The 10,678-nt window shown below is 69.2% G+C and carries 12 protein-coding genes; 4 read left to right on the forward strand and 8 right to left on the reverse strand.

The genetic code is table 11. The features are described 5' to 3' along the window. Together QZT59_RS04295 and QZT59_RS04300 are read right to left on the reverse strand one after the other, a co-directional pair. The coding region (locus QZT59_RS04295) for an AAA family ATPase (protein ID WP_290811811.1) at window positions 1-1,726 on the reverse strand (1,726 nt) is incomplete at its 3' end. A gap of 163 nt (window positions 1,727-1,889) precedes the next feature. Continuing rightward, window positions 1,890-2,261, reverse strand: coding sequence for an Hsp20/alpha crystallin family protein (locus QZT59_RS04300; protein WP_290811814.1), 372 nt, complete (start codon window positions 2,259-2,261; stop codon window positions 1,890-1,892). Between the two features lie 200 nt (window positions 2,262-2,461). Here QZT59_RS04300 and QZT59_RS04305 point away from each other — a divergent pair, with 200 nt between their 5' ends. From QZT59_RS04305 to QZT59_RS04315, 3 genes are all read left to right on the forward strand, one after another. Next, window positions 2,462-2,791 carry a DUF5798 family protein gene (locus QZT59_RS04305; RefSeq protein WP_290811817.1) on the forward strand — a complete coding sequence of 110 codons (330 nt, stop codon included), beginning with the start codon at window positions 2,462-2,464 and terminating at the stop codon, window positions 2,789-2,791. A 156-nt stretch (window positions 2,792-2,947) separates the two neighbouring features. Then, on the forward strand, window positions 2,948-3,928 hold the full coding sequence (locus QZT59_RS04310; protein WP_290811820.1) for a PLP-dependent cysteine synthase family protein: 981 nt from the start codon (window positions 2,948-2,950) through the stop codon (window positions 3,926-3,928). 236 nt (window positions 3,929-4,164) lie between these two features. Next, window positions 4,165-4,596 carry a hypothetical protein gene (locus tag QZT59_RS04315; protein ID WP_290811823.1) on the forward strand — a complete coding sequence of 144 codons (432 nt, stop codon included), beginning with the start codon at window positions 4,165-4,167 and terminating at the stop codon, window positions 4,594-4,596. Window positions 4,597-4,693: 97 nt separating this feature from the next. On the opposite strand, the gene QZT59_RS04320 is transcribed toward QZT59_RS04315, so the two are convergent. Continuing rightward, window positions 4,694-4,903, reverse strand: a complete 210-nt coding sequence (locus tag QZT59_RS04320; protein WP_290811826.1) for a ribbon-helix-helix domain-containing protein — start codon at window positions 4,901-4,903, stop codon at window positions 4,694-4,696. Window positions 4,904-5,146: 243 nt separating this feature from the next. Here QZT59_RS04320 and QZT59_RS04325 point away from each other — a divergent pair, with 243 nt between their 5' ends. After that, a complete protein-coding gene (locus tag QZT59_RS04325; protein ID WP_290811829.1) occupies window positions 5,147-5,473 on the forward strand; it encodes a hypothetical protein in 327 nt (108 codons plus the stop codon). A 104-nt stretch (window positions 5,474-5,577) separates the two neighbouring features. Here the strand turns inward: QZT59_RS04325 and aglJ are convergent, their stop codons facing one another. The 5 genes from aglJ to QZT59_RS04350 form a co-directional block, all read right to left on the reverse strand. Further along, window positions 5,578-6,588, reverse strand: a complete 1,011-nt coding sequence (gene aglJ, locus QZT59_RS04330) for an S-layer glycoprotein N-glycosyltransferase AglJ (RefSeq protein ID WP_290811831.1) — start codon at window positions 6,586-6,588, stop codon at window positions 5,578-5,580. 143 nt (window positions 6,589-6,731) lie between these two features. Continuing rightward, window positions 6,732-8,054: a hypothetical protein gene (locus QZT59_RS04335; RefSeq protein WP_290811833.1), complete on the reverse strand. Its 1,323-nt coding sequence runs from the start codon at window positions 8,052-8,054 to the stop codon at window positions 6,732-6,734. Between the two features lie 101 nt (window positions 8,055-8,155). After that, window positions 8,156-8,548 (reverse strand): hypothetical protein, encoded by a 393-nt coding sequence (locus QZT59_RS04340; RefSeq protein WP_290811835.1) that lies wholly within the window; start codon window positions 8,546-8,548, stop codon window positions 8,156-8,158. 3 nt (window positions 8,549-8,551) lie between these two features. After that, a complete protein-coding gene (locus tag QZT59_RS04345; protein WP_290811838.1) occupies window positions 8,552-8,791 on the reverse strand; it encodes an amphi-Trp domain-containing protein in 240 nt (79 codons plus the stop codon). A gap of 147 nt (window positions 8,792-8,938) precedes the next feature. Beyond that, entirely contained in the window at window positions 8,939-10,354 is a 1,416-nt protein-coding gene (locus QZT59_RS04350; RefSeq protein ID WP_290811840.1) for an alkaline phosphatase family protein, read from the reverse strand. Between the last annotated feature and the right edge of the window lie 324 nt (window positions 10,355-10,678).

Raw genomic sequence — 10,678 nt, forward strand, 5'->3', positions numbered from 1 at the left:
CGGCGGCGATGGCGTCGATCTCGTCGAAGAAGATCACCGTCGGCGCGTTGGCGCGGGCCTTCTCGAAGATCTCGCGGACGCCCTTCTCGGACTCGCCGACGTACTTGTCGAAGAGCTCGGGACCCTTGACCGAGATGAAGTTCGACTCGGCCTCGTTGGCGACGGCCTTCGCGAGCAGAGTCTTTCCGGTTCCCGGCGGGCCGTGGAGCAGGACGCCCTTCGCCGGCGTCAGCGCGACCCGCGCGTAGGCGTCGCCGTGTTCGAGCGGCCACTGGACGGTCTCGCGGAGACGACCTTTGGCATCCTCGAGACCGCCGACGTCGTCCCAGGTGACGTCGGGGACCTCCACGAAGACCTCCCGCATGGCCGAGGGTTCGATCCCGCGGAGCGCGGCCTTGAAGTCGTCGACGGTCACCTCGAGGGCGTCGAGCACGGCCGCGTCGATCTCCTCGTCCTCGTCGATATCGAGGTCGGGCCGGATGCGCCGCATGGCGGTCATCGCGGCCTCCTTGGTGAGACTCTCGAGGTCGGCCCCGACGAAGCCGTGGGTGTTCGCGGCCAGGCGGGCGAGGTCGACCTCCTCGGCGAGCGGCATGCCGCGGGTGTGGATGTGGAGGATCTCCTCGCGGCCCGTGGCGTCCGGGACGCCGATCTCGATCTCCCGGTCGAACCGACCGGGCCGGCGCAGGGCCGGGTCGACGGCGTCGACGCGGTTGGTCGTGCCGATGACGGTGATCTCGCCGCGCTCCTCGAGGCCGTCCATGATCGACAGCAGCTGGGCGACGATCCGGCGCTCGACGTCGCCCTGGACGTCCTCGCGCTTGGGCGCGATGGAGTCGAGTTCGTCGATGAAGACGATCGCCGGCTCGTTCTCGGCGGCCTCCTCGAACACCTCGCGAAGGCGCTCTTCGCTCTCGCCGTAGTACTTCGACATGATCTCCGGGCCGGAGATCGTCTCGAAGTGGGCGTCGATCTCGTTGGCGACCGCCCGCGCGATCAGGGTCTTGCCGGTCCCCGGCGGACCGTGCAGCAGGACGCCCTTCGGCGGCTCGATCCCGAGCGTGCGGAACAGCTCGGGGTGGCGCATCGGCAGCTCGATCATCTCTCGAACCTGGTCGAGCTCGTCGTCGAGGCCGCCGACGTCCTCGTAGGTCACGGCGGGTGGCTCGGCCGAGACGTCGTCGGCGTCCCCGCCCGAGACGGCGATCTCTTCGGGTGCGCGGTCGACGACCTCGACGGCCGTGTCGGGGCCGACGACGACCGTACCGCTCGGATCGGTGTCGACCACCGTGATCGGGAGTCGCCGGCCGCCCCGACCGGACAGGAGTCCGAAGCCGACCGACAGCGCGAGTCGGTCGCCGGCGGTCACCGCCCGGTCGGAGAGCCGGTCTCGCAGGTAGGAGCCGAGGTCGCCCTGCAACCGGACGTTCTCCGGGAACGCGACGGCGACTCGCTCGGCGACCTCGACGTCGGCCGCCTCGACCTCGACGCGATCGTCGATCCGGACGCCGGCGGCGTTTCGCAGTTCGCCGTCGATGCGGACGACGCCGCGGCCCGAGTCGGCCGAGCGGCCGGGCCAGACACGCGCGACGACGCGGCCGTCGCGACCCTCGACGGTGACGAACTCGCCGCTCGAGACGCCGAGGTTCGCCATCGCTTCGCGGTCGATCGATGCCAGTCCGCGGCCGGTGTCCTTTCGTTTCAACGGTTTTACGGTGAGTTTCATGGGTGGTAATGGGATGGATAGGGTTCGGTAACGAAACGCGGACTCGCCGGTTGGACAAGGCGTTTCGAGGGGCGCGGGCGAGCGCCGCGAGGGGTTCTTCCCCGGCCCGCCCGCTCCGGTTGGGTGGTTCGCCCGTACGGGGATCCGTGCGTGATCGATCGTCTCAACCCTGGATCTCGATCGGTTTGCCCTGCGCGGCGGTCCCGGCGGTCGGAAGCGCGACCTCGAGCACGCCGTTGGTGTATCGGGCTTCGATCTCGTCCTCGTCCACGACCTTCGGGAAGCGGAATCTGCGGTGGTAGGTCTTCTTGCGGCCGCGATCGTCGTCGACGTGTTCGGCCGCCACGTTCAGGATGCCGTCGTCCCACGCGAGGTCGATCTCCTCGCGCTCGAAGCCGGGCATGTCGACGGTGAGGACGAACTCGCCGTCCTCCTCGTACAGTTCGTAGTCGCTACCGCCGGACTCCCCGAAGATTCGGGACGGGAAGTCGAGGCCTTGCATCCAGGTGCTTGGGGGCGTCGTTCGTGGCACCATGGGTAGGTCACCTCGGGTGCAATAAATGCTTGTTCGCGGTTCTTAATAAGTCTTTCTGTTCGGTAAGGTCGTGATGGCGAGGCAAAAATCCGGCCGCGATCGGCTCGATCCGGTCCCGGCGGCGAGTGCGAACCCCCGGGTTCCTCGGTCCGACGGCCGGAGGAGAAAGACCCAATTACCTGGCCCCGGTTTGACCGAATATGGGACTCGGATCCACCGCGAAAAAAATCCAGGGCATCTCGGACAAGGCCGAACAGATGTACAAGCAGGTCCAGGAGCTCCAACAGCGGATCATCCACCTGGAGGAGGAAGTCGACGACACCCACGACACGGTAAAACGACTCGACCACGAGACGACCGAGCAGCGCGCGCTGCTGGTGGCGATGGCCGAGGAGCAGGGCCTCGACGCCGAAGCGATCCTCGCGGAGGCCGCGATTGAGGAGGCCGAAGGCGAGGGGTCCGGCGGCGCGGACGGCGAGGAGGCCGCGGACGGTGATGCAAACGCCGCCGACGGGACCGCCGACGAGTAGACCGACGCACCCCGATCCTCGGCGAGTGGATCGCGACCGAAATCGCCGGCGAGCGCGTCCGCGGAACGGCTCCGGCCGGTTTCGATCGACCGCTTCTCCCGCCCCGACACTCCCGGATAATAACAGCTAACATCCGGGGCAATGTTTGCCTACACGATGACCACGCACGAGCGACCGTTGGACTCGGTGCTCGAGGCCGTCGGCCGAACGCCCCTGGTGGCGGTTCAGGCCGGCCCGGACTCCGTGCCGATTTACGCGAAACTCGAGTCGTTCAACCCTGGCGCGAGCGTGAAGGACCGCATCGGCGTCTACATGCTGGAGACGATGCTCGAGCGCGGCGACGTCGAACCCGGCGGGACGGTGATCGAGCCGACCGCGGGTAACACCGGCATCGGCTTCGCGATCGCCGCCCGCCAGCTCGGCCTGGACGCGATCTTCGTCGTTCCCGAGCGGTTCAGCGTCGAGAAACAGCAGCTGATGGCCGCCCTCGGCGCCGAGATCATCAACACGCCCACCGACGACGGGATGGGCGGCGCGATCGACCGCGCACACCAGCTCGCCGAGGAACTCGACGACGCCGTCGTCCCCCAGCAGTTCGCCAACCCGCTCAACACCGAAGCCCACTACGAGACGACCGGGCCGGAGATCTACGAGGCGGTAGACGGCGAGGTCGGCGCCGTCGTCGCGGGCTGTGGCACGGCGGGCACGCTGATGGGGATCGCCCGCTACGCCCGCGAGCAGGACCCGGACACCTACGTCGGCGCCGTCGAACCCGAAGGATCGCTCTACGGCGAATTCCTCGACGAACCCCGCGAGGAAGGCGAGTACAAGACCGAGGGGATCGGCACCCACAACACGGACACCAACGAACTCTTCGAGCCGGACCTGGTCGACGACGTCTACGCGATCCCCGACGAGCGCGCCCAAGAGGAGCTCAAGCGCCTGGCCGCGGAAGAGGGGCACCTGGTCGCCTCGAGCGCCGGCGCGGCGAGCGTCGCCGCCCGCCACGTCGCCCGGAAGATCGACTCCGGCGAGATCGAGGCCCCGCACGACAGCGTCGTCACCGTCTTCCCCGACTCCAGCGAGCGCTACCTCTCGAAGGGCATCTACCGCTCGTTCGAGGAGTGGGCCGGCTGAGTCGCGCCTCGGATCCCGGCGGTCGACCGGCCCGTTCGCGACCATTCTGACCCGAACCCGGCGGTCGGTCGTCCCGTTCGCGACTCCCGCTGTTCCGAACCCGGCGGTCGATCGCCCCGTTCGCGACTCCCGCTGTTCCGAACCCGGCGGTCGATCGCCCCGTTCGCGACCCGGCCCACCGGGCTCGAGGCGTCGTCGGGCGAACGATTATCTAACCCCCGACGCGAAAGTCGAGCGTGGTCTACGCAACGGAGGGGCTGATCGACGTGCTGCTCGACCTCGCGAGCGAGGCCGATCCCGATCGCGTCTCGACCGGCGTCTCGACGACGCCGGCTGGCGAGCTGGTCGGGCCCGACGCCGACGCCGTGGATCCCGAGACGCCGGTGTTCACCGACTTCCTGCTCCCCGATCCCGGCAACGCGCTCACCCACGTCTTCGGGGTCGAACTCTCGACGCCCAACCGAAACGCCGGCGGGCGGTTCATCTCCCACCCGGCGGGCGAGCTGGGGCTCTCCCTGCGCGACGACCTCGCCGAGGTCGTCTTCATCGCGGTGGCGCCCTGGGAGGCGACCGACGAATCTCTCGGGGCCTTCGACCGGCGAGGCGAGCGACTCCCGCTGGAGCTGCTCGACGCCGCGCCCCCGGAGCGGCCGTTCGAGACCGACTGAACGCACCGCGAGTGGGGCCGCCTCCAGCGCGGGTCGCCGCCCGTAAATCCGTCGCCGACTCCCACCGTCCGGGGCCCGCGCCTCCCGCGTGCAGGACTCACTCCAGATACCCCAGTCCCCGAAGCTGGTCTGCGATCTCCTCGAATTCGGCCTCCGTCAGTTCGCCCGATCGCTGGTGCTGGATGACGATACTGCGCAGGAGGAACCGGACGAGGTCGCTCGTGCTCGTGAAGCTGGTCCCCTCGATCGTCTCGTCGACGCGCTCGGCGAGCTCCTTCGGGATGGAGACGGTCGTGTACTCGGTCATACCGAAGTCCTACCGGCGCGCGCCCAAAGCGGTGTCGACGGCGCCGGGAGCGATGGGCCACCCCGCGCTCGGCGACCCGCCCGACCGGTGGCCCGTCCGGTAACCTGCTCGATCGGCTCCGCGCTCGGCGACCCGCCCGACCACGACCGCGTTCGAATACCCGCCGGACGAGCGCCCGTGCCGATCGGCGACGAGGCTCGCGGCGCCGTAGCGGTTTTTTGTCGGGTCTGCGTACGAACCCCCATGGGAGTCCGGCCGCCACAGAATAACGACGACGAACCGGAGTCAGTCGAGTTCGGCATCGCCGCCGTCGACGCCCGACTGAAAGAGTCCGCGCTCTCCTTTCCGGCGACGAGCGAGGAGGTAGCCCGGGCGCTGGGCGATCGTCCGATCCCGTACGACATTCACGGGAACGGGGTGGCGCTCTCGGAGGCGCTGACCGACACCGGGTCCGAGACGTTCGAGTCGCGACAGGAGCTGATGAACGCGTTGCACCCCGTCTTCGAGGAGTACCGGGCCCGACGATCGAACGGGATCGTCGCCCGCCTCAGGGCGATGCTCCCGTTCTGAGCGGACGAGAGGGAGTACTCGTCGACTGACGCGAACGCGCACGGCAGAAGCGACCGGCCCGCCGTCCCACGCTTGCATCCTCGCCCCTCCGGGCGGAGACGATGTCAATCGCGGTCGTTCCGTTCGCCGGCCCGATCGCGTTCGCGTCCCAGCCGTTCGAGTCGACGTCGCTGCTCGCGGTGCAGCGAGACGATCATGTCCGAGAGGACGCCGAACATCAGCAACTGGACGCCGAGGAGGATCGCCGCCGCCGAGACCATCGCCAGGATGTTGTGGCCGGTGCCGTACATCAGCCAGCGCGTGAGGACGAACGCCGCGACGCCGGTTCCGAGGACGATCGCGCCGGCGCCGAGCGTGCCGAAGTAAAACAGCGGATTGTTCGTGCGTGCGAGCGAGTACAGTGCGAGGACGATGCGCCCGCCGTCTTTGAACGGGTGGAGGTTCGTCTCGGATTCGTCGGGCCTGGCGCCGTAGCTAATCGGGACCACGGCCGTGTCGAAGCCCTGCTTGACGCACTCGACGGCGAGTTCGGTCTCGATCGTGAAGCCGTCCGCGTCCGGCGCGCACTGCTCGAACGACTCGACCGTGAACGCGCGATAGCCCGAGAGGATGTCCGCGTAATCCGCCCCGTGGATGGTCTCGAACGCGCTGTTGATGAGCCGGTTGCCGAAGCCGTTGAGCTTTCGCATCGCGTCGTCCTCCATGTCGGCGAACCGGTTGCCGATCACGTGATCGTAGCCCGCCGCCAGGGGCGCGAGCATGCGCTCGGCGTCGGCCGGGTCGTAGGTCCCGTCGCCGTCGAGCATCAACACGTACGGGACGTCGACGTGCGCGACGGCTTCCCTGACCGCCTGTCCTTTCCCTCGTCCCGACTGTTCGATCACCCTGGCGCCGTGCTCGGCGGCCACCTCCCGCGTCCTGTCCGCCGATCCGCCGTCGACCACCAGGACGTCGTCGTAGCCGCGTTCGCGAAACTCGTCGGTCACGTCGCCGATGGTCGCGGCCTCGTTCAGCGTCGGCACGAGGACGCAGACGGACGACGGGGAGATCGATGCCGAAATCTCCTTCGAGGAGACCTCAGGCCCGTCCGCGACCGGTGCCACCTCCTGATCCATCGTCTCCCTCTCGACGGTCGGTCCCGAAAAGGCTACTGGTCGGCGGACTTCGTCCCGAGAAGACACTCCAGGACCGAGACCGGATTCGAACGGAGCGCGACGGACCGAAACGTCGAGAGAAGGCGATTCGCGCCGTCGCCCGATCAGAGGTAGCCGAACAGCGTTCCGACGAGGACGAGCGTCCAGGTGGCGAGGCCGACGAGCAGCAGGCCGTTGAGCCGACGCTCCCTGGTCGCCCGCCGTGCGGCGCCGGCGGCGATCAGGCCCAGCGCGACCACCACGAGGATGCGTTGGAGGACGACGTCGAGGGGCAGCCGGTCGACGCCCAGCCAACCGTAGTCGATCCAGATCGCGACCGCGAGCGAGGTCGCGGCGACGAGGGCGGCGTCGAGACGACGCTCGAGCCCGCTGGCGATCGCGTACGTCGCGAGCGGAATCACGACGGCGATCACCGGATAGAGCAACCCGGCGATCATGTGCATCGTCAGCGCGTCGACGGCGTTCTCCAGGACGATTCCAGCCATCCGGACGCCGAGGAACAGCCCCACGATGGTCCCGGCCAGCGCGATGTGGCGCGGTTCGAACCGGTCCCGGGCCGCCGCGAGCCGCTCGCGGTCCGCGTCGGTCAGGTAGCGGTCGACGCCGTCCTCGACGCGCGTTCGCGTCTTCCCTCTCGCCGCGAGGCCGACGACGACGGGGACGAACGACGCGGCGCGCAGGTCGACCTTCGTCGCCCAGCCGTCGGAGTCGGACGGTCGACTGTTCCCGAGGTAGATCCGCTGGACGTCCTCTTGAGGATCGACGCTCGACATCGACATCAGGTCGCGCTCGACTCGCGACTGGGCGGCTTCCACCCCGTCGACCCGGTGGCGGAGGGTGAACCAGTCGAAGTGCTCGGTGTGGGCCTGCATGGCCACCCACTCGTCGTCCGGGTTCGGGCTCTCGTAGAGCCTGATGTGGTATCGCTGGCCGTAGTAGTCGCCGTCGTCGAGCTGGAGCGTCTCAGTGGTCCAGCGGGTCTCCTCGCCGGGCCCCAGATCCACGTACGCGTATCGAGTCGTGCCGGCGGCTTCGCCCCACGGAATCTCCGTCGGGAGGGCGGTGTGCGAGGCGTTTTCCTCGGCGGTTTGGTTGTCGCCGCCGATCGAGTAGGTGAACTGGTCGGCGTCTTCGTGCTCCTCGTCGGTCTCCTCCCAGTCCTCGTCGGCCAGCTGCATCATCCGGACGACCTGTTCGGCGTCGCCGCGAACGACCACGTTGATCGGACTCCGGCGATCGTGGGCTTCCCGGGCGCTGAGGTACTCCCAGAACCCGCTCTCGGAGTCCTCGAACTCGACGAGCTCGGGCGACTCCGTCTGGGAGGGCGCGACCTCCTCCGCCGAACTGCCCACGAGCAGCGACGGGCCGCCGACGAAGAGAAATCCGACCGCGAGCAGGGCGAGTCCGATGACGATGGATCGTCGCATCGATCCCATTTGGGGTACGCGGCGCTATCAATCTAGCGTCGAACGACCGTCTCGATCGGTGGATCGTTCGCTCGAGCCCCCGAGTCGATCGGGACGGCGGCTCAGAGGGCCGGCACGCCGAGCGCGTCCGGAGCGACGAGACCGAGGGTGGCGAGAACGGCGACCGCGGCGACGGCGACGAGCCAGGCGACGCCGCCGATCGCGACGGCGGTCGGCCAGCCGCCCGGATATCGCCAGTTGACGACGCCGATCCAGGTGACGAGCGCCGCCAGGGGGCCGAGCAACGGCACGGCGCCGAGGACGCCCGTCACGACGGCCCAGGCCGCGGCACCAAGGAGCGCCGTGATCGCCGCGGTGGCGACCCCGGCGTCGCGGTCGACCAGCAACCTGACCGCGACCACGATGGCGAGCGTGCCGAGCGCGAGGCTCGCGAGGAAGACGAACGCGGCGTCCAGGAGCGCGAGGTCGAGGGACGCGGCGTCGTGGAACGACACGGCTCAACCTTTCCACTCGAGGTCGATGCCGATCCGCTCGTGACTGCTCCCCCACCGGGGTGAACGCTCGACGACCTCGACCTCCGCCGTCACCGTATCCGGCGGAGTGAGGGTGACGGTCTTGTTTCCGACGGGGACCGCGACGGTCTCCTCGCCGCGCTCGAACTCGTCGGCGAGCTCCCTGAGCAGCGTCGCCACCTCGTCCCGGGCGAGTTCCTGTGAAGCGTCGGTCCGATCGGCCATACGAGAACTACGAGATTCGCGGGGATAAGGTTGGGGCCGGAATCGCGCGGTAGCGCCGCGTTACGGCCGGGCGGTCGGGGTCGAGTTCGATGGCGGTCGGCGGTTCCCGCGAGCTCGAGCCACGAGGCGCCTCGAATCGACCGTCCGTCACCGCAGCGCGTCGACCCGAGCGGCGGCGAACGGTACGAGCATCTCCGCTCGCGTCACGCCCCCGTGCATGCCGACCAGTTGCGTATCGTCAGCGCGCCAGCAGAGTCCACGGTCGCGGTGGACGGCGATCAGATCGCCGCACCGGCGCTCGAACAGCGCGGACGGCTCGCCGGGTCCGAAGAGGTCGCGTTCGAGCGCCGTCTCGCGCGTGAGGACCAGCCCGTCGACGCGCTCCTCGAGCAGTTCGCGAGCCTCCGCCCGGCGGTCGGGCCGCACGTGGAAGTGTGCGTTGCGAGGGCTGCCGGTCGGCCGGCGCGGCTCGCCCTCCTCGTCCACGCGGAACGTCCCCTGCAACGACCGCCAGCGGTCCCACGTCGTCATATCCACGTTCTCCGCCGGAACCGTGTCGAGGATACCGTGGTCGGCGGTGACGACCAGCAGCGTCCGGGCGGCGTCGCCCGGGTCGAGCGACTCGACGAACTCCTCGCGAAGGGCGCGGAGGAGGTCGGCGACGGTCGCGCGCATCCGCTCGCTGGAGGTGCCCTCGGCGTGGCCGACGGCGTCGATCGAGGGCTCGTAGGCGTGGATCAGCGTCGGTCCCTCGGCCGCGTCGACCGCCGCCCGGACCGTCGCCGCGAACGCGGCGGGCCCCTCGTAGGGAATCCGGTCGACGCCGTCGTAGATCGCCAGGCTGTACTTCGAGTCCGCGATCGACGCCGGGAGGACCGTCCGGACCGTCGCGTCGGCGTTCCCGTCGCCCTCGTAGATGGAGCAACCCTCGAAGAGGTCCGTCGCCGTCGCCCCCGGCGCCACGTCGTCGATCGGGGTGCCGTCGAGGGTCGTGAACGGCAGGGTGATCGCGTCGCGATCGGCGAACGCGAGGTACTGGAACCAGCCGAGGAGACCGTGCTCGAGCGCCGGTCGCCCGGTGTGGATCGACGTGAACGCCGCGGCGGTCTCCGACGGGTAGATCGAGGTGAGCGGCGTCACCGCGCCGGACTCGGCGAACCGGCGGAGCAGGGCGTGGTCGTCCTCCACCCGCGTCCAGTGGTCGTACCCGAACCCGTCGAGGAGCACGCAGACGACCGTCTCGACGTCGGTGAGGACGTCGTCGGAACGATACGCGTCGGCGTCAGCAGGTCGATCCCGGCCGGCGTCAGCAGGTGGACACCCGCCGGCGCCGGCACGTGGATCCCGGCCGGCGTCAGCAGGTCGATCCCGGGAGGCGACGTCGAAGCGGCCCGCGCCGACGCCCCGGAAGACCTCGTCGGGGAGGCGTCGATCGAAGCCCGCGTCGAGTAGCGAGAGCAACGTCTCCGTGACGTTCGCGACGCAGTAGTCCTCGTAGGCGGGGGTGAGGAATTCGTCGGCCCCGGTCTCGAGAAGGCGGCGTTCGATCGCCGATCGGTCCATGCCGTTCGACGGCGTACCATCCGCAGGACCTAAACTGGCGGTGGTGATTCACACCGTCGAAACCGATCGAATTGGATCGTAGGTCTCGTTTCAAAAACCGCCGTCGGCGGGCACGCGGTCGGGTTCCTCTCGGCCGACTGAGCGAGTACACGGCCGACTGAGCGAGTACACCGGCCACCGGAGGACTCGCGACCGCCATCGGGGTGGTCGATCCGACCGACCGAGGACTCGCGACTACCGCCGGAGTGGTCGATCCGACCGACCGAGGACTCGCGACTACCGCCGGAGTGGTCGATCCGACCGACCGAGGACTCGCGACTACCG

Source organism: Halovivax sp. (assembly GCA_007119345.1).
In the GTDB taxonomy this organism is placed as follows: Archaea; Halobacteriota; Halobacteria; order Halobacteriales; family Natrialbaceae; genus Halovivax.

What these genes read in the sequence shown, in the direction of transcription:
- QZT59_RS04300 (WP_290811814.1), bottom strand. Translation starts at nt 2,261, where the DNA reads ATGGTGCCACGAACGACGCCCCCAAGCACCTGGATGCAAGGCCTCGAC.
- QZT59_RS04305 (WP_290811817.1), top strand. Translation starts at nt 2,462, where the DNA reads ATGGGACTCGGATCCACCGCGAAAAAAATCCAGGGCATCTCGGACAAG.
- QZT59_RS04310 (WP_290811820.1), top strand. Translation starts at nt 2,948, where the DNA reads ATGACCACGCACGAGCGACCGTTGGACTCGGTGCTCGAGGCCGTCGGC.
- QZT59_RS04320 (WP_290811826.1), bottom strand. Translation starts at nt 4,903, where the DNA reads ATGACCGAGTACACGACCGTCTCCATCCCGAAGGAGCTCGCCGAGCGC.
- QZT59_RS04325 (WP_290811829.1), top strand. Translation starts at nt 5,147, where the DNA reads ATGGGAGTCCGGCCGCCACAGAATAACGACGACGAACCGGAGTCAGTC.
- aglJ (WP_290811831.1), bottom strand. Translation starts at nt 6,588, where the DNA reads ATGGATCAGGAGGTGGCACCGGTCGCGGACGGGCCTGAGGTCTCCTCG.
- QZT59_RS04335 (WP_290811833.1), bottom strand. Translation starts at nt 8,054, where the DNA reads ATGCGACGATCCATCGTCATCGGACTCGCCCTGCTCGCGGTCGGATTT.
- QZT59_RS04345 (WP_290811838.1), bottom strand. Translation starts at nt 8,791, where the DNA reads ATGGCCGATCGGACCGACGCTTCACAGGAACTCGCCCGGGACGAGGTG.
- QZT59_RS04350 (WP_290811840.1), bottom strand. Translation starts at nt 10,354, where the DNA reads ATGGACCGATCGGCGATCGAACGCCGCCTTCTCGAGACCGGGGCCGAC.